This is a genomic window from Enterobacter sp. NFIX59 (assembly GCF_900113755.1).
Lineage (GTDB): Bacteria > Pseudomonadota > Gammaproteobacteria > Enterobacterales > Enterobacteriaceae > Enterobacter > Enterobacter pseudoroggenkampii.
The window spans coordinates 65,277-88,974 of record NZ_FOQN01000008.1 but is presented as its reverse complement, the minus strand read 5'-3'; the positions used below and the strand labels follow the sequence as shown (position 1 = coordinate 88,974).

The 23,698-nt window shown below is 57.5% G+C and carries 24 protein-coding genes and 1 pseudogene; 21 read left to right on the top strand and 4 right to left on the bottom strand.

All coding sequences use genetic code 11. The annotated features are described in order from the left end of the window. The first annotated feature begins 24 nt into the window (after positions 1–24). The 9 genes from livH to ugpQ all read left to right on the top strand — a co-directional run bounded on the left by livH (position 25) and on the right by ugpQ (position 8,945). Positions 25–951, top strand: a complete 927-nt coding sequence (livH, locus tag BM007_RS20785) for a high-affinity branched-chain amino acid ABC transporter permease LivH (protein WP_008500099.1) — start codon at positions 25–27, stop codon at positions 949–951. Next, on the top strand, positions 948–2,225 hold the full coding sequence (locus BM007_RS20780; RefSeq protein WP_032650573.1) for a high-affinity branched-chain amino acid ABC transporter permease LivM: 1,278 nt from the start codon (positions 948–950) through the stop codon (positions 2,223–2,225). The genes livH and BM007_RS20780 overlap by 4 nt, the downstream gene beginning before the upstream one ends. After that, positions 2,222–2,989: a high-affinity branched-chain amino acid ABC transporter ATP-binding protein LivG gene (gene livG, locus BM007_RS20775; protein ID WP_024906698.1), complete on the top strand. Its 768-nt coding sequence runs from the start codon at positions 2,222–2,224 to the stop codon at positions 2,987–2,989. Before BM007_RS20780 ends, livG begins: the two co-directional genes overlap by 4 nt. A 1-nt stretch (position 2,990) precedes the next feature. Beyond that, entirely contained in the window at positions 2,991–3,704 is a 714-nt protein-coding gene (livF, locus tag BM007_RS20770; RefSeq protein ID WP_008500102.1) for a high-affinity branched-chain amino acid ABC transporter ATP-binding protein LivF, read from the top strand. A gap of 252 nt (positions 3,705–3,956) precedes the next feature. Next, positions 3,957–5,273, top strand: coding sequence for a sn-glycerol-3-phosphate ABC transporter substrate-binding protein UgpB (ugpB, locus tag BM007_RS20765; RefSeq protein ID WP_023310025.1), 1,317 nt, complete (start codon positions 3,957–3,959; stop codon positions 5,271–5,273). Positions 5,274–5,400: 127 nt separating this feature from the next. Continuing rightward, complete coding sequence (gene ugpA / locus BM007_RS20760) at positions 5,401–6,288, top strand: sn-glycerol-3-phosphate ABC transporter permease UgpA (protein ID WP_045328892.1); 888 nt, start codon at positions 5,401–5,403, stop codon at positions 6,286–6,288. Next, positions 6,285–7,130 carry a sn-glycerol-3-phosphate ABC transporter permease UgpE gene (gene ugpE, locus BM007_RS20755; protein ID WP_013099125.1) on the top strand — a complete coding sequence of 282 codons (846 nt, stop codon included), beginning with the start codon at positions 6,285–6,287 and terminating at the stop codon, positions 7,128–7,130. The genes ugpA and ugpE overlap by 4 nt, the downstream gene beginning before the upstream one ends. 1 nt (position 7,131) lies before the next feature. Beyond that, on the top strand, positions 7,132–8,202 hold the full coding sequence (locus BM007_RS20750; RefSeq protein WP_090420788.1) for a sn-glycerol-3-phosphate import ATP-binding protein UgpC: 1,071 nt from the start codon (positions 7,132–7,134) through the stop codon (positions 8,200–8,202). Continuing rightward, positions 8,199–8,945: a glycerophosphodiester phosphodiesterase gene (gene ugpQ / locus BM007_RS20745; RefSeq protein WP_090420785.1), complete on the top strand. Its 747-nt coding sequence runs from the start codon at positions 8,199–8,201 to the stop codon at positions 8,943–8,945. Before BM007_RS20750 ends, ugpQ begins: the two co-directional genes overlap by 4 nt. Here the strand turns inward: ugpQ and BM007_RS20740 are convergent. Then, positions 8,929–9,306 (bottom strand): DUF2756 family protein, encoded by a 378-nt coding sequence (locus BM007_RS20740; RefSeq protein WP_023326493.1) that lies wholly within the window; start codon positions 9,304–9,306, stop codon positions 8,929–8,931. The two genes, ugpQ and BM007_RS20740, sit on opposite strands and share 17 nt — an antisense overlap. A gap of 126 nt (positions 9,307–9,432) precedes the next feature. Here BM007_RS20740 and ggt point away from each other — a divergent pair, with 126 nt between their 5' ends. Continuing rightward, positions 9,433–11,175, top strand: a complete 1,743-nt coding sequence (gene ggt / locus BM007_RS20735; protein WP_090420783.1) for a gamma-glutamyltransferase — start codon at positions 9,433–9,435, stop codon at positions 11,173–11,175. Positions 11,176–11,281: 106 nt separating this feature from the next. Here ggt and yhhY read toward each other — a convergent pair whose 3' ends face one another. Further along, a complete protein-coding gene (gene yhhY, locus BM007_RS20730; protein WP_048989814.1) occupies positions 11,282–11,770 on the bottom strand; it encodes an N-acetyltransferase in 489 nt (162 codons plus the stop codon). 256 nt (positions 11,771–12,026) lie between these two features. On the opposite strand from yhhY, the gene BM007_RS20725 reads away from it, so the two are divergent. The 5 genes from BM007_RS20725 to gntU all read left to right on the top strand — a co-directional run bounded on the left by BM007_RS20725 (position 12,027) and on the right by gntU (position 16,978). Then, complete coding sequence (locus BM007_RS20725) at positions 12,027–13,064, top strand: oxidoreductase (protein ID WP_090420780.1); 1,038 nt, start codon at positions 12,027–12,029, stop codon at positions 13,062–13,064. A 123-nt stretch (positions 13,065–13,187) separates the two neighbouring features. Further along, positions 13,188–13,883 (top strand): pirin family protein, encoded by a 696-nt coding sequence (locus BM007_RS20720; protein ID WP_090420777.1) that lies wholly within the window; start codon positions 13,188–13,190, stop codon positions 13,881–13,883. A 101-nt stretch (positions 13,884–13,984) separates the two neighbouring features. Next, a complete protein-coding gene (gene gntR, locus BM007_RS20715) occupies positions 13,985–14,980 on the top strand; it encodes a gluconate operon transcriptional repressor GntR (RefSeq protein WP_024906706.1) in 996 nt (331 codons plus the stop codon). Between the two features lie 126 nt (positions 14,981–15,106). Beyond that, positions 15,107–15,634: a gluconokinase gene (gene gntK / locus BM007_RS20710; RefSeq protein ID WP_090420773.1), complete on the top strand. Its 528-nt coding sequence runs from the start codon at positions 15,107–15,109 to the stop codon at positions 15,632–15,634. Positions 15,635–15,637: 3 nt separating this feature from the next. Next, positions 15,638–16,978: a gluconate transporter gene (gene gntU, locus BM007_RS20705; protein WP_010436459.1), complete on the top strand. Its 1,341-nt coding sequence runs from the start codon at positions 15,638–15,640 to the stop codon at positions 16,976–16,978. A gap of 104 nt (positions 16,979–17,082) precedes the next feature. Here the strand turns inward: gntU and plsB are convergent, their stop codons facing one another. Then, entirely contained in the window at positions 17,083–19,503 is a 2,421-nt protein-coding gene (plsB, locus tag BM007_RS20700; RefSeq protein ID WP_024906708.1) for a glycerol-3-phosphate 1-O-acyltransferase PlsB, read from the bottom strand. 154 nt (positions 19,504–19,657) lie between these two features. Here plsB and BM007_RS20695 point away from each other — a divergent pair, with 154 nt between their 5' ends. From BM007_RS20695 to BM007_RS20680, 5 genes and pseudogenes are all read left to right on the top strand, one after another. Next, positions 19,658–20,026, top strand: coding sequence for a diacylglycerol kinase (locus BM007_RS20695; RefSeq protein ID WP_024906709.1), 369 nt, complete (start codon positions 19,658–19,660; stop codon positions 20,024–20,026). 108 nt (positions 20,027–20,134) lie between these two features. Next, positions 20,135–20,743: a transcriptional repressor LexA gene (gene lexA, locus BM007_RS20690; protein ID WP_024906710.1), complete on the top strand. Its 609-nt coding sequence runs from the start codon at positions 20,135–20,137 to the stop codon at positions 20,741–20,743. Between the two features lie 63 nt (positions 20,744–20,806). Continuing rightward, positions 20,807–22,144 (top strand): MATE family efflux transporter DinF, encoded by a 1,338-nt coding sequence (gene dinF, locus BM007_RS20685; RefSeq protein ID WP_090420770.1) that lies wholly within the window; start codon positions 20,807–20,809, stop codon positions 22,142–22,144. Continuing rightward, positions 22,141–22,215, top strand: a pseudogene (locus tag BM007_RS23570) (hypothetical protein); the annotation flags it as partial. The gene dinF and the pseudogene BM007_RS23570, both read left to right, overlap by 4 nt. Before the next feature lie 49 nt (positions 22,216–22,264). Beyond that, positions 22,265–22,474: a CsbD family protein gene (locus BM007_RS20680; RefSeq protein WP_024906712.1), complete on the top strand. Its 210-nt coding sequence runs from the start codon at positions 22,265–22,267 to the stop codon at positions 22,472–22,474. A gap of 47 nt (positions 22,475–22,521) precedes the next feature. Here the strand turns inward: BM007_RS20680 and zur are convergent, their stop codons facing one another. Further along, entirely contained in the window at positions 22,522–23,034 is a 513-nt protein-coding gene (gene zur, locus BM007_RS20675; RefSeq protein WP_090420767.1) for a zinc uptake transcriptional repressor Zur, read from the bottom strand. A gap of 115 nt (positions 23,035–23,149) precedes the next feature. Here zur and BM007_RS20670 point away from each other — a divergent pair, with 115 nt between their 5' ends. After that, positions 23,150–23,638: a cupin domain-containing protein gene (locus BM007_RS20670; protein ID WP_024906713.1), complete on the top strand. Its 489-nt coding sequence runs from the start codon at positions 23,150–23,152 to the stop codon at positions 23,636–23,638. The last annotated feature ends 60 nt before the right edge of the window (positions 23,639–23,698 follow it).

Sequence of the window (23,698 nt, the reverse complement as noted above, 5' to 3'; positions counted from 1 at the left end):
GGGCGGGTATAAAAAGGTTTGCATATGTCCGAGCAGTTTCTCTATTTCCTGCAGCAGATGTTTAACGGCGTTACGCTGGGAAGCACCTACGCGCTGATCGCCATCGGCTATACGATGGTTTACGGCATTATCGGCATGATCAACTTCGCCCACGGCGAGGTCTACATGATCGGTAGCTACGTCTCCTTTATGATTATTGCTGCCCTGATGATGATGGGCATCGACAGCAGCTGGCTGCTGGTCGCCGCCGGGTTTGTCGGCGCGATTGTGATTGCCAGCGCCTACGGCTGGAGCATCGAGCGCGTGGCCTACCGACCGGTGCGCAGCTCCAAACGCCTGATTGCGCTGATTTCCGCCATCGGGATGTCGATCTTCCTGCAAAACTACGTCAGCCTGACCGAAGGCTCGCGCGACGTGGCGCTGCCAAGCCTGTTTAACGGCCAGTGGATTGTGGGGGCCAGCGAAAACTTCGCGGCGTCTATCACCACCATGCAGCTTGTTATCTGGGTCGTGACCTTTATTGCGATGCTCGCCCTGACGCTGTTCATCCGCTACTCGCGGATGGGACGCGCCTGCCGCGCCTGCGCAGAAGATCTGAAGATGGCGAGCCTGCTCGGCATCAACACCGACCGCGTGATTGCCCTGACCTTCGTGATTGGCGCCGCGATGGCGGCGGTGGCGGGTGTCCTGCTCGGCCAGTTCTACGGCGTGATCAACCCGTACATCGGCTTTATGGCCGGGATGAAAGCCTTCACCGCGGCGGTACTGGGCGGTATCGGCAGTATTCCGGGTGCCATGATTGGCGGCCTGATCCTGGGCGTGGCGGAGGCGCTCTCCTCGGCGTATCTGAGCACGGAATATAAAGACGTGGTGTCGTTTGCCCTGCTGATTCTGGTTCTGCTGGTGATGCCTACCGGTATTCTGGGCCGTCCGGAGGTAGAGAAAGTATGAAACCGATGCATTTTGCAATGGCGCTGCTCTCTGCCGCCATGTTCTTCGTGCTGGCGGGCGTCTTTATGGGCGTCCAGTTAGGTCTGGACGGGACGAAGCTGGTGGTGGATACCGCCCCCGACATCCGCTGGCAGTGGGTGTTTATCGGCACCGCCGTTGTGTTCCTGTTCCAGCTGCTGCGTCCGCTGTTCCAGAAGTCGCTGAAAAACGTCTCCGGGCCGAAATTCGTTCTGCCGGCCATCGACGGGTCTACCGTTAAGCAGAAGCTGTTCCTCGTGGCGCTGCTGGTGGCCGCCGTGGCGTGGCCGTTTGTGGTCTCTCGCGGCACCGTGGATATCGCTACCCTGACCATGATCTACGTGATTCTCGGTCTCGGTCTGAACGTGGTGGTGGGGCTCTCCGGCCTGCTGGTGCTGGGCTACGGCGGCTTCTACGCCATCGGCGCCTACACCTTCGCGCTGCTGAACCACTATTACGGCCTCGGCTTCTGGACCTGCCTGCCGCTGGCGGGGCTGGTCTCTGCCGCTGCCGGCTTCCTGCTTGGCTTCCCGGTATTGCGCCTGCGCGGTGACTACCTGGCGATTGTGACCTTAGGCTTCGGCGAAATCGTCCGTATCCTGCTGCTGAACAACACCGAAGTGACCGGCGGCCCGAACGGCATCAGCCAGATCCCGAAACCAACCTTCTTCGGCCTGGAGTTCAGCCGTACCGCCCGCGAAGGCGGCTGGGACACCTTCAGTAACTTCTTCGGCGTGAAGTATGACCCGTCCGACCGTGTAATCTGGCTCTATCTGGTGGCGCTGCTGCTGGTGGTGATTACCCTGTTCGTGATTAACCGTCTGCTGCGCATGCCGCTGGGCCGCGCGTGGGAAGCGCTGCGCGAAGATGAGATCGCCTGCCGTTCCCTGGGCCTGAACCCGACCCGCATCAAGCTGACCGCGTTCACCATCAGCGCCGCGTTTGCCGGTTTCGCCGGGACGCTGTTTGCCGCCCGTCAGGGCTTTGTAAGCCCGGAATCGTTCACCTTTGCCGAATCCGCCTTTGTGCTGGCGATTGTGGTGCTGGGCGGTATGGGCTCGCAGTTCGCCGTTATCCTCGCGGCCATCCTGCTGGTGGTCTCGCGCGAGCTGATGCGCGACTTTAACGAATACAGCATGCTGATGCTGGGTGGTTTGATGGTGCTGATGATGATCTGGCGTCCGCAGGGCTTGCTGCCGATGACTCGTCCACAGCTGAAGCTGAAACGCACTCAGACGAAAGGAGAGCAGGCATGAGTCAGCCATTATTATCCGTTAACGGTCTGATGATGCGTTTTGGCGGCCTGCTGGCGGTCAACAATGTGTCACTGGATCTGCACAAGAAAGAGATTGTCTCCCTGATTGGCCCGAACGGCGCGGGGAAAACCACGGTCTTTAACTGCCTGACCGGCTTCTACAAGCCGACGGGCGGCACCATCATGCTGCGCGACAAGCATCTTGAAGGGCTGCCGGGCCAGCAGATTGCCCGCATGGGCGTGGTGCGTACCTTCCAGCACGTGCGTCTGTTCCGCGAGATGACGGTGATTGAGAACCTGCTGGTCGCGCAGCATCAGCAGCTGAAAACCGGGCTGTTCTCCGGCCTGCTGAAAACCCCGGCCTTCCGCCGCGCGCAGGATGAAGCGCTCGATCGCGCGGCGACCTGGCTCGACCGAATTGGCCTGCTGCAGCACGCCAACCGTCAGGCGAGCAACCTGGCCTACGGCGACCAGCGTCGTCTGGAGATTGTGCGCTGCATGGTGACCCAGCCGGAGATCCTGATGCTCGACGAACCGGCGGCAGGGCTCAACCCGAAAGAGACCAAAGAGCTGGACGAGCTGATTGCCGAACTGCGCGATCACCACGACACTACCATTCTGCTGATCGAGCACGACATGAAGCTGGTGATGGGCATTTCGGACCGTATCTACGTGGTTAACCAGGGTACGCCGCTGGCAAACGGCACGCCGGAAGAGATCCGCAACAACCCGGACGTGATCCGCGCATACCTGGGTGAGGCATAAGATGGAAAAAGCGATGTTAACGTTCGACAAGGTCAACGCGCACTACGGCAAGATCCAGGCGCTGCACGACGTCAGCCTGCACATCAATCAGGGTGAAATCGTGACCCTGATTGGCGCCAACGGCGCGGGTAAAACTACGCTGCTCGGCACCCTGTGCGGCGACCCGCGCGCCACCAGCGGGCGGATCGTGTTTGATGGTAAAGACATTACCGACTGGCAGACCGCCAGAATCATGCGTGAAGCGGTGGCGATTGTCCCGGAAGGGCGCCGGGTCTTCTCGCGTATGACGGTGGAAGAGAACCTGGCGATGGGCGGCTTCTTCGCCCACCGCGATGAATACCAGACCCGCATCAAGTGGGTGTACGAACTCTTCCCGCGCCTGTGGGAACGCCGCATCCAGCGTGCGGGCACCATGTCCGGCGGTGAGCAGCAGATGCTGGCGATTGGCCGCGCGCTGATGAGCCAGCCGCGCCTGCTGCTGCTGGACGAGCCGTCTCTCGGTCTGGCGCCGATCATCATCCAGCAGATTTTCGACACCATTGAGCAACTGCGCAAAGAGGGGATGACCATCTTCCTCGTCGAGCAGAACGCCAACCAGGCGCTGAAGCTCGCTGACCGTGGCTACGTGCTGGAGAACGGCCGCGTAGTGCTGGAAGACACCGGCGACGCGCTGCTGGCGAACGAAGCGGTGCGGAGCGCGTATCTGGGCGGATAGGTAAAAGCAAAAAGGCAACGCAAGTTGCCTTTTTTAGTGTTTTCTCCCTCTCCCTGTGGGAGAGGGCCGGGGTCAGGGCACCAGACCGCACCCAACCATCCAACCCCCTTCACACAACCATCATCCCCCTGACGCCTGGCTGTCACTTATCTGTAAACAAACAGTTATTTTTCTGTAATTCGAGCATGTCATGTTACCTCGCGAGCATAAAACGCGTGATATCGCGCATCCGGTACAATAAGAGAGATGACAATGACATCGTTACGACACACAGCTTTGGGTCTGGCACTGGGTCTGGCTTTTGCGACGAACGCAATGGCTGTCACCACCATTCCGTTCTGGCATTCAATGGAAGGGGAGTTGGGTAAAGAAGTTGACTCCCTGGCGCAACGTTTCAACGACACCCATCCGGATTACAAAATTGTGCCGGTGTACAAAGGCAACTATGAGCAGAGCCTGAGCGCGGGCATCGCCGCCTTCCGTACCGGCAACGCGCCTGCACTGTTACAGGTTTATGAAGTGGGTACCGCCACCATGATGGCCTCCAAAGCCATCAAGCCGGTCTACGAAGTGTTCAAAGAAGCGGGTATCAACTTCGATGAATCCCAGTTCGTGCCGACCGTAGCGGGTTACTACACCGATTCCAAAACCGGCCATCTGCTGTCCCAGCCGTTTAACAGCTCTACGCCGGTGCTCTACTACAACAAAGATGCCTTCAAAAAAGCCGGTTTAGACCCGGAGCAGCCGCCAAAAACCTGGCAGGACCTGGCGGAGTACACCGCGAAGCTGAAAGCGGCGGGGATGAAGTGCGGCTACGCCAGCGGCTGGCAGGGCTGGATCCAGATTGAAAACTTCAGCGCCTGGCACGGCCTGCCGGTGGCGACCAAAAACAACGGCTTCGACGGCACCGATGCGGTACTGGAGTTCAACAAGCCGGAGCAGGTGAAGCACATCGCGCTGCTTGCCGACCTGAACAAGAAGGGCGACTTCAGCTACTTCGGGCGTAAAGACGAATCCACCGAGAAGTTCTACAACGGTGATTGCGCCATTACCACCGCCTCGTCCGGCTCGCTGGCGGATATCCGTCACTACGCCAAATTCAACTACGGCGTGGGCATGATGCCGTACGACGCTGACGTGAAGGGCGCGCCGCAGAACGCCATTATCGGCGGGGCGAGCCTGTGGGTCATGCAGGGTAAAGACAAGGGCACCTATAAAGGCGTGGCCGAATTCCTCGACTTCCTGGCCAAGCCTGAAAACGCCGCCGAGTGGCACCAGAAGACCGGTTACCTGCCGATCACCAAAGCCGCGTATGACCTGACCCGCGAGCAGGGCTTCTACAGCAAGAACCCAGGCGCGGACATCGCGACGCGCCAGATGCTGAACAAGCCGCCGTTGCCGTTCACTAAAGGCCTGCGCCTGGGCAACATGCCGCAGATCCGCACCATCGTGGATGAGGAGCTGGAAAGCGTGTGGACCGGGAAGAAAACGCCACAGCAGGCGCTGGACTCTGCGGTAGAGCGCGGAAATCAGCTGCTGCGCCGCTTTGAGCAGTCGACCAAATCGTAATTCAAACCTGCCCCTCACCCTAACCCTTTCCCCATAGGGGAGAGGGGACTGCACAGAGCCGTCTTTTCTCCCTCGCCCCTTTGGGGAGAGGGTCGGGGTGAGGGGTGAATACCTACAGAGCAAACCTATGTCATCATCCCGTCCGGTGTTCCGTTCCCGCTGGCTGCCGTACCTGTTGGTCGCGCCGCAGCTGGTTATCACCGTTATCTTCTTTATCTGGCCTGCGGGCGAAGCGCTGTGGTACTCGGTACAAAGCGTCGATCCGTTCGGGCTCTCCAGCCAGTTTGTTGGCCTGGACAACTTCACCGCGCTGTTCCATGACAGCTACTACCTGGACGCCTTCTGGACGACGATGAAGTTCAGCGCGCTGGTCACCGTCAGCGGTCTTGTCGCATCGCTGTTTTTCGCCGCGCTGGTGGATTACGTGGTGCGCGGCAGCCGCCTGTATCAGACCCTGATGCTGCTGCCTTATGCCGTGGCACCCGCCGTCGCCGCCGTACTGTGGATTTTCCTGTTTAACCCCGGCCGCGGGTTGATTACCCATTTCCTGGCAGAGTTCGGCTACGACTGGAACCACGCCCAGAACAGCGGTCAGGCTATGTTCCTGGTGGTGTTCGCCTCGGTGTGGAAGCAGATCAGCTATAACTTCCTGTTCTTCTTTGCCGCGCTGCAGTCCATCCCGCGCTCGCTGGTGGAAGCCGCGGCAATTGACGGAGCAGGGCCTATTCGTCGCTTCTTCAGGCTGTCGCTGCCGCTGATCGCCCCGGTGAGTTTCTTCCTGCTGGTGGTTAACCTCGTGTACGCCTTCTTCGACACCTTCCCGGTGATCGACGCGGCGACCGCGGGCGGCCCGGTGCAGGCGACAACGACGCTTATCTATAAGATCTACCGCGAAGGCTTCGCCGGGCTGGATCTCTCCGCTTCTGCCGCGCAGTCCGTCGTGCTGATGTTCCTCGTCATCATCCTCACGGTGGTGCAGTTCCGCTATGTCGAAAGTAAGGTGCGCTACCAATGATTGAGAACCGTCGCGGGCTGACGATTTTCAGCCATACCATGCTGATTTTAGGGATTATCGTCATCCTGTTTCCGCTGTACGTGGCCTTTGTCGCCGCCACGCTGGACACCAAAGCGGTGTTCGACACGCCGATGACGCTGATCCCAGGCACGCATCTTTTCGAGAATATGAAGACCATCTGGACCCAGGGCGTGGGCGCCAACAGCGCGCCGTTCTGGCTGATGATGCTCAACAGCTTCATCATGGCGTTCGGCATTACGGTGGGCAAAATCACGGTGTCGATGCTGTCGGCCTTCGCCATCGTCTGGTTCCGCTTTCCGCTGCGTAACCTGTTTTTCTGGATGATTTTTATCACCCTGATGCTGCCGGTAGAGGTGCGTATCTTCCCGACGGTGGAGGTGATCGCCAACCTGAAGATGCTCGACAGCTACGCGGGCTTAACCCTGCCGCTGATGGCCTCGGCGACCGCCACCTTCCTGTTCCGCCAGTTCTTTATGACCCTGCCGGACGAGCTGATTGAAGCGGCGCGCATCGACGGCGCGTCGCCGATGCGCTTCTTCCGCGATATCGTGCTGCCGCTGTCGAAAACTAACCTTGCGGCGCTGTTTGTGATCACCTTTATCTACGGCTGGAACCAGTACCTGTGGCCGCTGCTGATTATTCAGGACGTCAACCTCGGCACCGCCGTGGCGGGCATCAAAGGCATGATCGCCACCGGCGAAGGCACCACCCTCTGGAACCAGGTAATGGCGGCGATGCTGCTGACCCTTATCCCACCCGTAGTCATTGTTTTAGCCATGCAACGTGCGTTTGTCCGCGGCCTGGTCGATAGCGAGAAATAAGATGGCAGGTTTAAAACTTCAGGCAGTAACCAAAAGCTGGGACGGCAAAACCCAGGTGATTCAGCCGCTGACGCTCGACGTGGCGGACGGGGAATTTATCGTGATGGTTGGCCCGTCCGGCTGCGGCAAATCCACGCTGCTGCGCATGGTGGCGGGGTTGGAGCGCGCGACCTCCGGGGATATCTGGATTGACCGTCAGCGCGTCACCGAGATGGAGCCCAAAGACCGCGGCATCGCGATGGTCTTCCAGAACTACGCTCTCTATCCGCACATGAGCGTGGAGGAGAACATGGCCTGGGGGCTGAAAATCCGCGGCATGGGCAAAGGCCATATCGAGGAGCGCGTGAAAGAGGCCGCCCGCATTCTGGAACTCGACGGCCTGCTCAAGCGCCGCCCGCGCGAGCTCTCCGGCGGCCAGCGCCAGCGCGTGGCGATGGGACGCGCCATCGTGCGCGACCCGGCGGTATTCCTGTTCGACGAGCCGCTCTCTAACCTCGACGCCAAGCTGCGCGTGCAGATGCGTCTTGAGCTGCAGCAGCTGCACCGTCGTCTGAAAACCACGTCACTGTACGTTACCCACGATCAGGTTGAGGCCATGACCCTCGCCCAGCGCGTGATGGTGATGAACAAAGGCGTTGCCGAGCAGATTGGCACCCCGGTGGAGGTGTACGAGAAACCGGCCACCCGCTTTGTGGCGAGCTTTATCGGCAGCCCGGCGATGAACCTGCTGGAAGGGCGCATCAGCAGCGCGGGCTCGCACTTTGAGCTGGAAAGCGGGATGGCATTGCCGATCAACTGGTACTATCGTGGCTACGCCGGGCGTAAGATGACGCTCGGTATCCGCCCGGAACATATCGGTTTAACCTCTCAGGCGGAAGGCGGCGTGCCGCTGGTCATGGACACGCTGGAGATGTTGGGTGCAGATAACCTGGCGCACGGGCGCTGGGGCGAGCAAAAAATGGTGGTGCGTCTGGCACATCAGGAGCGCCCTAAAGCCGGCAGCACGCTGTGGCTCCACCTGCCGGAAAATCACCTGCACTTATTTGACGGTGAAACAGGACAACGAGTATGAGCAACTGGCCTTATCCCCACGTCGTCGCCCACCGGGGCGGCGGTAAGCTGGCGCCGGAAAACACGCTGGCGGCGATTGACGTTGGCGCGCGCTACGGTCACACGATGATCGAGTTCGACGCCAAGCTGTCGAAAGACGGCGAGATTTTCCTGCTGCATGACGATAACCTCGAGCGCACCAGCAACGGCTGGGGCATCGCGGGCGAACTGCCGTGGCGCGACCTGCTGAAGGTAGACGCCGGAAGCTGGTACAGCGGTGAATTCAAAGGCGAACCGCTGCCGCTGCTGGCGGAAGTGGCGGATCGCTGTCGCCAGCACGGCATGATGGCCAATATCGAAATCAAACCGACCACCGGCACCGGGCCGCTGACGGGCAAAGTGATTGCTCTGGCCGCGCGCGAGCTGTGGGAGGGGATGACCGCGCCGCTGCTGTCATCATTTGAAATCGATGCGCTGGAGGCCGCACAGGCCGCAGCGCCGGAACTGCCGCGCGGACTGCTGCTGGACGAGTGGCGCGAGGACTGGCGCGAGCTGACGACGCGCTTAGCGTGTGTCTCTATTCATCTTAATCACAAGCTGCTGGATGAGGCGCGGGTGAAGATGCTGAAAGACGCGGGCCTGCGTATTCTGGTTTACACCGTCAATAAACCCCAGCGTGCGGCCGAACTGCTGCGCTGGGGCGTGGACAGCATCTGTACCGATGCGATAGACCTGATCGGCCCGGACTTTAGTTCTGCGGATTAAGCATACTGCCATTCGACTGCGGCGGCAGCATATGCTGCTGTCCGCTGCCTGACGAGGTCATCCCACCTAACATTCCGCCGTTTTTATTCGGCAACGGCTGCTCGCGCACCTGCCCCTGCTGCACGCGCTGGGTGTTGGCGTTCATCTGATTTTGCAGGCTTTGCTGCTGCATCTGGGTCTGCGTTCTCAGTTGCTGATTAAGCATCCCTTTCTGCTGCTGTTGCTGGCTCATCATCTCGGTCTGCATACGCTGCTGGCTCGGGATGACATAGCCCTGCTGGTTCGGGTTGTTCATGGTGTTGAGTGGCTGTGCGAGCGCGGCAAACGGGATCAGCGCCGTAAGAATCATCAAGCGTTTCATTGTCATTTCCTCCTCTTGAGGTCTCTCTTAAGTTTACCCTGATTTCACCATGACGATGATTTTTTAGGAGTTGTGAACCAGGCTTAAGCGGGGAATATGGATCCCTTCACCTGGAGAACAACAATCATGAAACCAACGTTTTTGCGCTGGGTCGCCCTCGCCGCGCTGATGGCAGGCGGTACATTTAGCGTGGCGGCCAACCCGCCCGCGGCGCCTCCGGTCTCTTACGGCGTGGAGGAAGATGTTTTTCATCCCGTGCGGGCAACCCATGGCATGGTAGCGTCCGTGGATGCGCTGGCAACAAAAGTGGGCGTCGATATTCTCAGGCAGGGCGGTAACGCGGTGGATGCCGCGGTCGCCGTCGGCTATGCGCTGGCGGTAACGCATCCGCAGGCGGGGAACCTGGGTGGCGGCGGCTTTATGATGCTGCGCACCAAAGACGGCAAAACGACGGCCATCGACTTCCGCGAGATGGCGCCTGCTCAGGCCTCCCGCGATATGTTCCTCGACGACCAGGGTAACCCTGACAGCAAAAAATCCCTGACCTCGCATCTCGCGACCGGCACGCCGGGCACCGTCGCGGGCTTCTCGCTGGCGCTGGAAAAATACGGCACCCTGCCGCTGAACAAGGTAGTGCAGCCTGCCATCAAGCTGGCGCGGGACGGCTTTGTGGTAAACGATGCGCTGGCGGACGATCTCAAAACCTACGGTAGCGAAGTCATTCCGAATCATGAAAACAGCAAAGCGATCTTCTGGAAAGACGGTGAGCCGCTGAAGAAGGGCGATAAGCTGGTGCAGAAGAACCTCGCTAAAAGCCTGGAGCTGATTGCAGAGCACGGTCCGGACGCCTTCTACAAAGGGGCGATTGCCGACCAGATTGCACAAGAGATGCAGAAGAACGGCGGGCTCATCACCAAAGCGGATCTGGCGGACTACAAGGCGGTGGAGCGCGAGCCGATTAGCGGCACCTACCGCGGTTACGAGGTCTTCTCCATGCCGCCGCCGTCTTCCGGTGGGATCCACATCGTGCAGATCCTCAATATTCTCGAAAACTTCGATATGCACAAGTTCGGCTTCGGCAGTGCGGATGCCATGCAGGTGATGGCGGAAGCGGAAAAACGCGCCTATGCCGACCGCTCGGAATATCTCGGCGATCCGGACTTCGTGAAGGTGCCGTGGCAGGCGCTGACCAACAAAGCCTATGCCAAATCCATTGCCGATCAGATCGACATCAACAAGGCTAAGCCGTCGAGCGAGATCCGCCCCGGCAAGCTGGCGCCGTATGAAAGCAACCAGACCACTCACTTCTCGGTGATGGATAAAGACGGTAACGCGGTGGCGGTGACCTATACGCTCAACACCACCTTCGGCACCGGGATTGTGGCGGGCAACAGCGGCATTCTGCTGAACAACGAGATGGATGACTTCTCTGCCAAACCGGGCGTGCCGAACGTCTACGGGCTGGTTGGCGGCGATGCGAATGCGGTAGGGCCGAAGAAACGTCCGCTGTCGTCCATGTCGCCCACCATCGTGGTGAAAGACGGGAAAACCTGGCTGGTGACCGGCAGCCCTGGCGGCAGCCGGATTATCACCACCGTGCTGCAAATGGTGGTGAACAGCATCGACTTTGGGATGAACGTCGCCGAAGCGACCAACGCCCCGCGTTTCCATCACCAGTGGCTGCCGGACGAGCTGCGCGTGGAGAAGGGTTTTAGCCCGGATACCATCAAGCTGCTGGAGCAGCGCGGTCAAAAAGTGGCGGTGAAAGAGGCGATGGGCAGTACGCAGAGCATTATGGTGGGTCCAGACGGGGCGCTGTTTGGCGCATCGGACCCGCGTTCAGTGGATGATTTGACGGCGGGGTATTGATTATTCCCCTCACCCTAACCCTCTCCCCACAGGGGAGAGGGGATTGCACGGTGCGGTCTTTTCTCCCTCGCCCCTATGGGGAGAGGGCCGGGGTGAGGGGAGTGTGTCACTTCATTCTCGCCATATAATACGCATCCACATACTCGCCGTTGCGCAGGGCATAGCGCTTGCCGGTGCCTTCAATTTCGAACCCGTGTTTTTTGTACACCGCAATCGCCGGCTCGTTATCGACAAACACCGTCAGCTCAATGCGGTCAACGCGCAGCCAGTTATCGCACATATCAATCATGGTACGCATCAGCGCGCTGGCTACGCCCCGGTTTTGCCACTGTGCGCCTACGCAAATCCCAAAATCAGCCACATGGCTGCGACGTGGGCGTTGCGCGACGGCAATGCACAGATGTCCGGCGACATTACCGTCTATGCAGGCGACAAGCTGCTTGATGCCGGGCTGGTCGGATAGCCGTTCTTGCCACATGTGTTCAGAGGGGTGAGGAACCTGTAGCGTGTTGTGGTACACCTCCGGCTGGGCGTGGATCTGACGAATGGCGTCATAATCTTTCGGTTCCGCGTGGCGTATCACTATCTCACTCATTCCTTGTTCCTCAGTCAGTTAAATGTCCCTTCCAACATCAATGACTTTAAAATTTGAGTCAACCGCTATTTTTTGCAAAAAGTATTGGACAAGTGCGAATGAGAATGATTATTATTGCTTTGCGTTCAGGAAGACCTCTACGGGAACCTGAAAGCACGACATTGCTCACATTGCTTCCAGTATTACTTTAGCCAGCTTTTAGCTGGCTTTTTTTTTGTTATGGTTAGACTCAGTAACCTTCCAAAAGGACTGAGCTATGACACTACATTGCGCATTTATTGGATTTGGTAAAAGTACGACCCGCTATCACCTGCCGTATGTTCTTAACCGCAAAGACAGCTGGCATGTGGCCCATATCTACCGCCGCCGCGCGAAGCCGGAAGAGCAATCCCCGCAGTATTCCCACATCCACTTCACCAGCGATCTCGATGAGGTACTGGGCGACCCGCAGGTTAAACTTGTTATCGTCTGCACCCATGCGGACAGCCATTTTGAGTATGCGAAACGCGCGCTCGAAGCGGGTAAAAACGTGCTGGTGGAAAAGCCGTTCACCCCGACTATCGCCGAAGCGAAAGAGCTGTTCGCGCTGGCGAAAAGCAAAGGTCTGACCGTTACGCCGTATCAGAACCGTCGCTTTGACAGCTGCTTCCTGACGGCGAAAAAAGCGATTGAAAGCGGCAAGCTGGGCGACATCGTGGAAATAGAAAGCCACTTCGATTACTACCGTCCGGTAGCGGAAACGCAACCCGGCCTGCCGCAGGACGGCTCGTTCTATGGTCTGGGCGTGCACACCATGGACCAGATCATCTCCCTGTTTGGCCGACCGGACCACGTGGCGTATGACATCCGCAGCCTGCGTAATAAAGCCAACCCGGACGATACTTTTGAAGCGCAGCTGTTCTACGGCGACCTGAAAGCCATCGTCAAAACCAGCCATCTGGTGAAGATCGACTACCCGAAATTTATCGTTCACGGCACCCGAGGCTCGTTCATTAAGTACGGTATTGACCAGCAGGAGACCAGCCTGAAGGCTAACATCATGCCGGGCGAACCGGGTTTTGCGGCGGATGATTCCGTGGGCGTCCTGGAGTACGTGAACGATGAGGGCGTAACGGTCAGGGAGGAGCTGAAACCGGAAACTGGCGACTATGGCCGCGTCTACGATGCGCTCTATGACACCCTTACATCCGGCGCGCCGAATTACGTCAAGGAATCTGACGTTCTGACCAACCTCGAAATCCTTGAACGGGCCTTCAAACAGGCTTCTCCTGCCACGGTAACCCTCGCAAAATAAGCAAAAACAGCTCCTCTGCGCTTGTTCATAATTTTTGAACAGAGGAGTCAATTTTCACCCTCTATGATCCCAGGCGGTTTGCGTCCACACTTACTCCATCGAAACGAACTGAGGGTGAAAACAATGATCTACTTACGCAAAGCAAACGAACGTGGTCACGCGAATCATGGCTGGCTGGACTCATGGCATTCATTCTCGTTTGCCGACTACTACGACCCGAACTTTATGGGCTTCTCCGCACTGCGCGTGATTAACGACGACGTGATTGATGCAGGGCAGGGCTTCGGTACCCACCCGCACAAAGACATGGAAATCCTGACCTATGTGCTGGAAGGGGCGGTTGAGCACCAGGACAGCATGGGCAACAAAGAGCAGGTTCCGGCGGGCGAGTTCCAGATTATGAGCGCGGGTACCGGGGTGCGTCACTCCGAGTACAACCCGAGCAAAACGGAAAAACTGCACCTGTATCAAATCTGGATCATTCCAGAAGAGACCGGCATCACGCCGCGCTACGAGCAGCGCCGCTTCGACGCGAAACAGGGCAAACAGCTGGTGCTGTCCCCGGATGCGCGTGAAGGTTCCCTGAAAGTGCATCAGGATATGGAGCTGTACCGCTGGGCGCTGGTGAAAGACGAACAGTCTGTTCATCAGATTGCCGCTAACCGCCGCGTCTGGATCCAGGTGGTGAAAGGTGAAGTGTCCATCAACGGCACTAAAGCAACCACAGCCGATGGTCTGGCCATCTGGGATGAGCAGGCGCTCTCCGTGCATGCCGACAGCGAAAGCGAAATTCTGCTGTTTGACCTGCCGCCGGTGTAATAAAACATAAATAAATACCCATCCTTCCCTTTGACAGGGGAAGGATGGGCTTTGTCCGTGATAAACTGAGCAAATCTCTCACTTCAAGATTTCTCAGGACGATGAAAAAGAAACGCCCCGTACTTCAGGATGTCGCCGATCGCGTCGGTGTGACCAAAATGACGGTCAGCCGTTTTTTACGTAACCCGGAACAGGTTTCCGTGGCGTTACGTGGCAAGATTGCCGCTGCCCTTGATGAACTGGGTTATATCCCCAACCGCGCACCCGATATTCTCTCCAATGCGACCAGCCGTGCGGTGGGCGTCCTGCTTCCATCCCTGACCAACCAGGTTTTCGCCGAAGTATTGCGGGGAATTGAAAGCGTCACCGATGCTTTTGGCTACCAGACCATGCTCGCCCACTATGGGTACAAGCCGGAACTGGAAGAGGAACGTCTTGAGTCGATGCTTTCCTGGAACATTGACGGCCTGATTTTAACCGAACGTACCCACACTGCCCGCACGCTCAAAATGATCGAAGTGGCGGGTATCCCTGTGGTGGAGCTGATGGACAGCCAGTCGCCGTGTCTCGATATTGCCGTTGGGTTCGATAACTTTGAAGCGGCGCGCCAGATGACGGCGGCCATCATCGCCCGTGGGCATCGTCATATCGCCTATCTGGGTGCGCGTCTTGATGAACGTACTATCATCAAACAGAAGGGATACGAGCAGGCGATGCTCGACGCAAACTTAACCCCGTACAGCGTGATGGTGGAGCAGTCCTCTTCCTATACGTCGGGTATTGAGCTGATGCGTCAGGCGCGGCGCGAGTATCCGCAACTGGACGGTATTTTCTGTACCAACGATGACCTGGCGGTTGGCGCGGCGTTTGAGTGTCAGCGTCTGGGGCTAAAGATCCCTGATGATATGGCGATCGCCGGTTTCCACGGCCACGACATTGGCCAGGTGATGGAGCCGCGTCTGGCGAGCGTCCTGACCCCGCGTGAACGTATGGGCCGTATTGGCGCAGAACGCCTGCTGGCGCGCATTCGTGGTGAGGCAGTTACCCCGAAAATGTTAGATTTAGGTTTCACCTTGTCACCGGGTGGATCTATTTGAACTGACAAATTTGAAGTAGCTCACACTTATTCACTTCGCGCACGTTTGGATATTGCTTCTCTTTTGCCCCGGCAGGACAATGTTACCGATAACTGTTACCCGTAACAATTGACTGAGGGACACCCTTTGAGCACGACTAATCACGATCACCACGTCTACGTCCTGATGGGCGTTTCCGGTAGCGGGAAATCAGCCGTAGCCAGCGAAGTGGCGCATCAACTCCAGGCTGCGTTCCTTGATGGCGACTTCCTCCATCCGCGCAGCAACATCATGAAAATGGCCTCCGGCGAGCCGCTGAACGACGACGACCGCAAACCGTGGTTGCAGGCGCTGAATGACGCCGCGTTCGCTATGCAGCGTACCAATAAAGTCTCCCTGATCGTCTGCTCTGCGCTGAAAAAAACCTACCGCGACCTGCTGCGCGACGGTAACCCGAACCTCTCTTTCATCTACCTGAAAGGGAATTTCGAGGTGATTGAAAGCCGTCTGAAGGCGCGTAAAGGTCACTTCTTCAAAACCCAGATGCTGGTGACGCAGTTCGAAGCGCTGCAGGAGCCGGGTGAAGACGAGAAAGACGTCTTAGTGGTTGATATCGATCAGCCACTGGAGGGTGTTGTTGCCAGCACCATCGAGGTCATTAATAAAAGGCAGTAAGTTTTGAGTACATTGACGCTAGTTTTGACAGCAGTGGGTTCCGTGTTGCTGCTGCTGTTTTTAGTGATGAAGGCGCGTATGCACGCTTTTGTTGCTTTGATGGTGGTTTCTATAGGTGCAGGTCTCTTTTCCGGTATGCCGCTCGACAAGATCGCCGCAACGATGGAAAAAGGGATGGGCGGTACGCTGGGCTTCCTGGCGATTGTGGTGGCCCTTGGCGCGATGTTTGGCAAGATTTTGCACGAGACGGGCGCGGTCGACCAGATTGCCGTCAAAATGCTGAAATCCTTCGGCCACAGCCGCGCGCACTACGCGATTGGCCTGGCGGGCCTGATTTGCGCGCTGCCGCTGTTCTTTGAAGTGGCCGTTGTGCTGCTGATAAGCGTCGCGTTCTCCATGGCGCGCCATACCGGCACAAACCTTGTGAAGCTGGTTATTCCACTGTTTGCGGGCGTGGCGGCGGCCGCGGCGTTTCTGCTGCCTGGGCCTGCGCCGATGCTGCTGGCGTCCCAGATGCACGCTGACTTTGGCTGGATGATCCTGATTGGCCTGTGCGCGGCAATCCCGGGGATGATTATTGCCGGTCCGCTGTGGGGCAACTTCATCAGCCGTTACGTTGAGCTGCATATCCCGGATGACATCACCGAGCCGCACCTGGGCGAGGGCAAAATGCCGTCCTTCGGCTTCAGCCTGTCGCTGATCCTGCTCCCGCTGGTTCTCGTGGGTTTGAAAACCATCGCCGCGCGCTTTGTGCCGGTGGGCTCCAGCGCCTATGAATGGTTTGAGTTCATCGGGCACCCGTTCACGGCGATCCTGGTGGCCTGTCTGGTGGCGATTTACGGCCTGGCGATGCGTCAGGGAATGCCAAAAGACCGGGTGATGGAGATCTGCGGTGCCGCGCTGCAGCCTGCGGGGATTATCCTGCTGGTGATCGGTGCTGGCGGCGTGTTCAAGCAGGTACTGGTGGATTCCGGCGTGGGCCCGGCTCTGGGCGAAGCGCTGACCGGGATGGGCCTGCCGATTGCGGTAACCTGCTTCGTGCTGGCGGCGGCGGTGCGTATCATCCAGGGTTCCGCAACCGTGGCGTGTTTAACCGCCGTGGGTCTGGTGATGCCAGTGATTGAACAGCTGAACTATTCCGGTGCGCAGATGGCCGCGCTGTCTATCTGTATCGCGGGCGGTTCGATTGTGGTCTCTCACGTTAACGACGCGGGCTTCTGGCTGTTCGGTAAATTTACCGGCGCCACCGAAGCGCAAACCCTGAAAACCTGGACGCTGATGGAAACCATTCTCGGCACGACGGGTGCAATTGTCGGGATGATTGCCTTTACGCTGCTCAGCTGAGGGCGGTGATTTAACAAGGCTAAAAATAAGGCCCGGTAGCGTCAGCGCTTACCGGGCCTTTTTATTATCCAGGGCGTCAGGCCGGGCCATAACCCGGCATTGCGTTACTCGCCCTGTGTGGCGCTCTCAATCGTCAAACGCACGTCCGAGGTAATCAGCTCTGCCAGCATCTGGTACACCTTCAACGTCTCTTCCGGCTCGGCATCACCCGTATCGCTGATGAAGCCTTCATCGCGCAGCGTCAGGACAAGGGAACTGAAGACCGCTTTGTCGAAGAATTCAGGGGCGTTAATGCCGTGCAGAACGGACAGGCGCTGGGCCAGCGTCCGGCTCTCTTTCTCCAGCGTACCGCGGTTGATAGACGGGTTCGCACTCAGCAGCCAGAACGTAATGGCGTAGCGCTGCAGCGTTTCGCGCGCACCGGCCGCCAGCAGCTGCAGGGTGCGGGAGCGTGACGGGTTGATGTGCAGCTCGTCGTTCGTGACGGTGATCAGCCCCTGGCGACGCAGCTCTTCCGTCAGTTTATCCAGCTCGCCCGCCAGCTCATCCTTACTCCAGCGCAGGAACAGCTCCGCTTTCAGCATCGGATAGAGCGTCTCAACGTGACGCAAGAGTTCCTGACGCGAGATACGGCGATGCTGGGTGATGATAGCCGCCATGAGCGACGGCAGCATCAGCATATGGGTGATGTTGTTTCGGTAGTAGGTCATCAGCACTGCCTGCTCGCGCGGCAGAATGATGATGTCGCCGATCGTGTCCTTTTCGACTTCAAACTTGTTCATCTGCAGCGCGTGATCGATAAGCTCACTGGCGGTCGCAGAAGGCACGGTTGAATCAACGGAATACGGCACGTTGCGCATCATATCCAGATAGCAATCCAGCTGCTCCGTGAGCTGTTCACGGGTCAGCGAGCGCTGACGCGAAGCCAGAAGCGCCGTACAGCACAGGTTCATGGCGTTAGCCGCACCGGCGTTGTTAATGCGCACCATCAGCTCGGACGCGATGCCGTTGACCGTTGGCGTCAGCCAGGCTGGACGAATCGCTTCGATAGGATCGATGGATTCGCGCCACTCGGGAACGTGATGGTTCAGGTATGTCATCAACGGCATCGGTTCGCCGAAGTTCACGTAGCCCTGACCGAGATTGCGTAGCTTGCTCAGGCCGCGCAGCATCTGCGGCAGGCTCTCTTTCTCTTTGGTCGCACCGCGCAGCTCTTTGGCGTACGTGCCCACTTCCATCACGTGCTCATAGCCAATGTAAATTGGCACCAGCGTGATGGGACGGGTTCCTCCGCGCAGCATCGCCTGAATGGTCATCGACAGCGTGCCGGTTTTCGGATCGAGAAGACGTCCGGTACGGGAACGACCGCCCTCCACGAAGTACTCCACGGAATAGCCGCGGCTGAACAGCTCGCCCAGATACTCGCGGAATACGGTGGAGTAGAGCTTGTTGCCCTTGAAGGTACGACGGATAAAGAATGCGCCCAGGCGACGGAAAATCGGACCTGCTGGCCAGAAATTCAGGTTGATACCGGCTGCAATGTGCGGTGGTACCAGCCCCTGATGATAGAGCACGTAGGAAAGAAGCAGGTAGTCCATGTGGCTGCGGTGGCAGGGAACATAGACAATCTCATGGCCATCATGCGCCAGCTGACGTACACGCTCGGCGTTATGAACGTTGATGCCCTGGTAGAGACGGTTCCAGGTAAAGCCGAGAATACGATCGGACAGGCGAATCATCTCGTAAGAGAAGTTCGCTGCAATCTCTTCCATCAGCGCAATGGCGTTCTGCTGGGCTTTCTCATGCGATATTTTCTTGCTGCGCGCTTCGTCTTCAACGGCGCGAGCAATCGCTTTGGAGGCCAACAGCTTGTTGAATAGATCCTGACGCGCCGGGAGACGCGGCCCAACGGCAGCAAGGCGCTGGCGGGCGAAGTGCATACGCGCCACGCGCGCCAGTTTTTGCGCGATGATCTTGTCGGTGCCGTGCTCGTCCGCCATGCGACGCAGCGAAACGGAAGGGGAGAAACGCACAAAGCTGTCGCGTCCCAGCCAGGAGACCGCGAAGAACTTCTGGATGCCGTTAAGCATGCGCAGCGGCGGGTTCTCTTCACCTTTTTCACGGCCCGGACGACGACCAAACATCACCGATACCGGCACCATCTGCACATCCAGATCGGGGTTGCTGCGGTGCAGGTCGAGATAGTCATGGAACAGCTTGATGGACTCTTCTTTTGGCGTGTAGTAGGTAAACACGCGCGGTCCACCGTGAATGAACACGTAGCGCGGCAGCAGCGTACCGTCAACTTCAAGCGGTTCAAGCGGGTCAGGTAAGTCATGCGCCAGACACTGGGCGCGAAGCGTCAGTAAGTCTGCCTTCGAGTTATAAGGCAAAACGTACATAATAGGACGTGACGTATCGAGTCCCAATTCCAGCGCGGGTTCTGCTGGGATAGACTTGCTTTTTACCAGGATGCTTAATGGTAAATTAAGTAATTTGTAGTAAATTCGTGGCCAGCCGGACATAAACGATGTAAAGCCTCTGGTTAATAATGCAATTGCGGCGCAAGGATAACAGAAAGCGCGCAAAATTTCTGTTGTTACCCGTCATACTTCAGGCTGTAGCGAAACGCGCTACAGTTCCTGTTACTGACGCTTTTTTTCATAAAAGGTTCTTTTAATGGCCAATAATACCACTGGGTTAACGCGTATCATCAAAGCCGCCGGCTATTCATGGAAAGGTTTCCGTGCCGCGTGGATCAACGAAGCCGCCTTTCGCCAGGAGGGCATCGCCGCTATCATCGCGGTGATCGTCGCCTGTTTCCTTGATGTTGATGCGATTACCCGCGTACTTCTTATCGGTTCCGTGCTTCTGGTGATGATAGTGGAAATTCTTAATAGCGCTATTGAGGCCGTGGTTGATCGCATTGGTTCAGATTTCCATGAACTTTCTGGCCGTGCAAAAGACATGGGCTCTGCTGCCGTGTTGCTGGCGATTATCACTGCCGCTATCACCTGGGTCACGCTGCTTTGGTCACATTTCCGATGAGCCTCGAGGAATAATTAAGTCCCTGGTTTTTTGTGCAGTTTTTGGTTCCAAAATCGCCTTTGACTGTATATACTCACAGCATAACTGTATATACACCCAGGGGGCGGAATGAAAGCGTTAACGACCAGGCAGCAAGAGGTGTTTGATCTCATCCGGGATCATATCGGCCAGACGGGTATGCCACCCACGCGTGCGGAAATCGCGCAGCGTCTGGGCTTCCGTTCTCCGAATGCTGCCGAAGAACACCTGAAAGCGCTGGCGCGTAAGGGCGTGATTGAGATTGTTTCGGGCGCGTCACGTGGTATCCGCCTGCTGGTGGAAGAAGAGACGGGCATTCCGCTGGTGGGACGGGTTGCCGCCGGTGAGCCTTTACTGGCACAGCAGCATATTGAAGGCCACTACCAGGTCGATCCAGCCATGTTCAAACCGAGCGCTGATTTCCTGCTGCGCGTCAGCGGCATGTCGATGAAAGACATCGGCATTCTTGACGGCGATCTGCTTGCGGTGCACAAAACGCAGGATGTTCGTAACGGCCAGGTGGTGGTCGCGCGCATTGACGACGAAGTGACCGTCAAGCGTCTGAAAAAACAGGGGAACACCGTTCAGCTACTGCCTGAAAACAACGAGTTCTCCCCGATTGTGGTCGATCTGCGCGAACACAACTTCTCTATCGAAGGACTGGCGGTTGGGGTCATTCGCAACGGCGAATGGCTGTAACCTCTTCCTGACAGGCTATGGCGCCGCTGTAGCCTGCTTCATTCTCGACTCCCGGTATTTTTCATGTCACTGCTGACGGCATCCGATAAGGCATTGTGGCGTCTTGCTCTGCCGATGATCTTCTCCAATATTACCGTTCCCTTGCTGGGTCTGGTCGATACTGCCGTTATTGGTCATCTTGATTCGCCTGTTTATCTTGGCGGCGTGGCGATTGGCGCGACGGCAACCAGCTTCCTGTTTATGCTGCTGCTCTTTTTGCGTATGAGCACCACCGGGCTCACGGCACAGGCTTATGGTGCAAAAGATCCGCTGCGTCTGGCGCGCGCGCTGGTGCAGCCGCTGATCCTCGCGCTTGTTGCGGGGGCGTTAATCGTTTTATTGCGTGCGCCCCTGATCGACCTTGCGCTCCATGTTGTTGGCGGCAGCGAGGCGGTACTGGCACAGGCGCGACGTTTTCTTGAAATCCGCTGGCTCAGCGCGCCCGCGTCGCTGGCTAACCTGGTTCTGCTGGGGTGGCTACTGGGCGTGCAGTACGCCCGTGCACCCGTGATTTTGCTGGTGGTGGGTAACCTGCTCAATATCGTTTTGGATGTCTGGCTGGTGATGGGCCTGCATATGAACGTGCAGGGCGCAGCGCTGGCGACGGCGATTGCCGAATACGGGACCTTTATCATTGGCCTGTGGATGGTCTGGCGCGTGCTGGCGATGCGCGGCATCTCCCTGGCGCTGCTCAAAAACGCATGGCGCGGCAATATCCGTAAGCTGCTTGCGCTCAATCGTGACATCATGCTGCGCTCGCTGCTGCTCCAGCTCTGCTTCGGCGCGCTGACGGTCTTCGGGGCTCGACTGGGGCCAGAAATCGTCGCGGTCAACGCGGTATTGATGACGCTACTGACCTTTACCGCCTACGCGCTGGACGGTTTTGCCTATGCGGTTGAAGCGCATTCCGGGCAGGCGTACGGTGCGCGCGAAAGCGGGCAGCTTCGGGACGTCTGGCGGGCAGCCTGCCGCCAGTCGGGACTGGTGGCGCTGGCGTTCGGTCTGGTTTACGCCTGCTTTGGTGAGCAGATCGTTGCATTGCTGACGTCTATCCCTGCGCTGCGCGAGCTGGCGAGTCACTATCTCATCTGGCAAGTCATCTTACCGGTGGTCGGCGTCTGGTGTTATCTGCTGGACGGCATGTTTATTGGTGCGACGCGCGGAGCGGAAATGCGCAACAGCATGGCTGTCGCGGCTGCAGGGTTTGGTCTGACGCTGCTGACGCTTCCCTGGCTGGGAAATCACGGTTTGTGGCTGGCCCTGGCCGTTTTCCTCTCGCTGCGAGGGATATCGTTGGCTTTTATCTGGCACCGCCACTGGCAAAACAATACCTGGTTCTCTTCACGTCACGATATATCGTGACGGTTAAAGATTCCGAATATGAAACCAACTGCCGAATCCTTAACTACAATAATTATCACGTCCAGCAGAAAAGAACGTAACGGACGTTACGACCCGACGCTTAACTAAGAGGACACGATGATGAATAAAGACGAAATCGGCGGCAACTGGAAGCAGTTCAAAGGTAAAGCGAAAGAAAAGTGGGGTAAGCTGACGGATGACGATATGACCGTCATTGAAGGTAAACGCGATCAGCTTGTCGGTAAAATTCAGGAACGTTACGGCTACGCGAAAGATCAGGCGGAAAACGAAGTCAAAGACTGGGAAACCCGTAACGACTACCGCTGGTAACGCTGAATAACCCACAGGGCGGCTCTAAGCCGCCTTTTCTTTTGCCGTTAACGCGGCTTTTTCTTCACAAGAATTGAGTGGTCGTGCTGACAGGCGTCCTGATGACAACAGGCTTCCACTTCCACGCAGGCAGAGCACAGCCCGTGCGCTTCAATCACGTTATGACGCAGGGCAAAACCCATTTTCGCCGCCAGCGTATGCATAATATCTTCCACGCCTTCCGCAGCCTCTTCTTTCACCACGCCGCAGCGGTCACAGATAAACATCGCCGATGTGTGGGTGGGCTGATCAAACAGATGGCACAGCACGTAGCTGTTGGTGGATTCCACCTTGTGCACGAACCCTTGTTCAAGCAGGAAATCCAGGGCGCGATACACCGTTGGCGGCTTTGCCTGCGGCTCGCTTTCGCGGAGAAGATCGAGCAGATCGTAGGCGCTGATGGCACCCTGCTGCAGGCTCATCAGACGTAATACTTCAAGGCGCTGCGGAGTCAGGCGCACATTGCGTTGCGCACACAGCTTTTCGGCCTGCGCTAACAGCTCTTTTGTGGACTTATCCATGTAGCACCCCGGATGTTATAGGACGGAAAACCCCCACTTTATCATGTTCTGGTAAAAACACCGAGATCCGCCAGTCTGTGCTATACCTGACCCATTACAAACCGGGAAATAAACAATGAAAAAACCTGACTGTATTCGGCACTGGCGCGACGTAGAAGGTGCGGATGATTCGACCTATCCAGATAGCGATGAGCTTTTTTCTATCGGCGCCCCGTTGGCTCGTAAGCTTGGACTCAGGCGCATTGGTATCCATCATGAGCGTTTGCCGCCAGGGCGCAGAACGTCCTATCCGCATGCTGAAAGCGATGAAGAAGAGTTCATTTATGTGCTCGAAGGTTATCCAGAAGCGTGGATAAATGGCTATCTATGGAAACTTGAACCTGGCGACAGCGTGGGATTTCCTGCCGGAACCGGTATCTGCCACACATTTATCAACAACACGGAGGAAGAGGTGCGGTTGCTGGTCGTAGGCGAGGCCAACAAGAAGCACAATCGCATCTACTATCCCCTCAACCCCGTGTATGCCGCTACCCGTGAGGATCGCTGGGTAGACCACCCACCCCAGTTTTTTGGACCGCATGATGGAAAACCTGGGAAAAAATAATTTCCTCATCTATAAATATTGAGGGCCGTCACAAAATATAACAGGCCGTAAGGGAGTTTT

What these genes read in the sequence shown, in the direction of transcription:
- yhhY (WP_048989814.1), bottom strand. Translation starts at nt 11,770, where the DNA reads ATGAGTGAGATAGTGATACGCCACGCGGAACCGAAAGATTATGACGCC.
- gntR (WP_024906706.1), top strand. Translation starts at nt 13,985, where the DNA reads ATGAAAAAGAAACGCCCCGTACTTCAGGATGTCGCCGATCGCGTCGGT.
- ugpE (WP_013099125.1), top strand. Translation starts at nt 6,285, where the DNA reads ATGATTGAGAACCGTCGCGGGCTGACGATTTTCAGCCATACCATGCTG.
- ugpA (WP_045328892.1), top strand. Translation starts at nt 5,401, where the DNA reads ATGTCATCATCCCGTCCGGTGTTCCGTTCCCGCTGGCTGCCGTACCTG.
- BM007_RS20695 (WP_024906709.1), top strand. Translation starts at nt 19,658, where the DNA reads ATGGCCAATAATACCACTGGGTTAACGCGTATCATCAAAGCCGCCGGC.
- ugpQ (WP_090420785.1), top strand. Translation starts at nt 8,199, where the DNA reads ATGAGCAACTGGCCTTATCCCCACGTCGTCGCCCACCGGGGCGGCGGT.
- BM007_RS20720 (WP_090420777.1), top strand. Translation starts at nt 13,188, where the DNA reads ATGATCTACTTACGCAAAGCAAACGAACGTGGTCACGCGAATCATGGC.
- BM007_RS20725 (WP_090420780.1), top strand. Translation starts at nt 12,027, where the DNA reads ATGACACTACATTGCGCATTTATTGGATTTGGTAAAAGTACGACCCGC.
- livF (WP_008500102.1), top strand. Translation starts at nt 2,991, where the DNA reads ATGGAAAAAGCGATGTTAACGTTCGACAAGGTCAACGCGCACTACGGC.
- dinF (WP_090420770.1), top strand. Translation starts at nt 20,807, where the DNA reads ATGTCACTGCTGACGGCATCCGATAAGGCATTGTGGCGTCTTGCTCTG.
- ggt (WP_090420783.1), top strand. Translation starts at nt 9,433, where the DNA reads ATGAAACCAACGTTTTTGCGCTGGGTCGCCCTCGCCGCGCTGATGGCA.
- plsB (WP_024906708.1), bottom strand. Translation starts at nt 19,503, where the DNA reads ATGTCCGGCTGGCCACGAATTTACTACAAATTACTTAATTTACCATTA.
- BM007_RS20780 (WP_032650573.1), top strand. Translation starts at nt 948, where the DNA reads ATGAAACCGATGCATTTTGCAATGGCGCTGCTCTCTGCCGCCATGTTC.
- livG (WP_024906698.1), top strand. Translation starts at nt 2,222, where the DNA reads ATGAGTCAGCCATTATTATCCGTTAACGGTCTGATGATGCGTTTTGGC.
- ugpB (WP_023310025.1), top strand. Translation starts at nt 3,957, where the DNA reads ATGACATCGTTACGACACACAGCTTTGGGTCTGGCACTGGGTCTGGCT.
- BM007_RS20740 (WP_023326493.1), bottom strand. Translation starts at nt 9,306, where the DNA reads ATGAAACGCTTGATGATTCTTACGGCGCTGATCCCGTTTGCCGCGCTC.
- zur (WP_090420767.1), bottom strand. Translation starts at nt 23,034, where the DNA reads ATGGATAAGTCCACAAAAGAGCTGTTAGCGCAGGCCGAAAAGCTGTGT.
- BM007_RS20750 (WP_090420788.1), top strand. Translation starts at nt 7,132, where the DNA reads ATGGCAGGTTTAAAACTTCAGGCAGTAACCAAAAGCTGGGACGGCAAA.
- BM007_RS20680 (WP_024906712.1), top strand. Translation starts at nt 22,265, where the DNA reads ATGAATAAAGACGAAATCGGCGGCAACTGGAAGCAGTTCAAAGGTAAA.
- livH (WP_008500099.1), top strand. Translation starts at nt 25, where the DNA reads ATGTCCGAGCAGTTTCTCTATTTCCTGCAGCAGATGTTTAACGGCGTT.
- lexA (WP_024906710.1), top strand. Translation starts at nt 20,135, where the DNA reads ATGAAAGCGTTAACGACCAGGCAGCAAGAGGTGTTTGATCTCATCCGG.
- BM007_RS20670 (WP_024906713.1), top strand. Translation starts at nt 23,150, where the DNA reads ATGAAAAAACCTGACTGTATTCGGCACTGGCGCGACGTAGAAGGTGCG.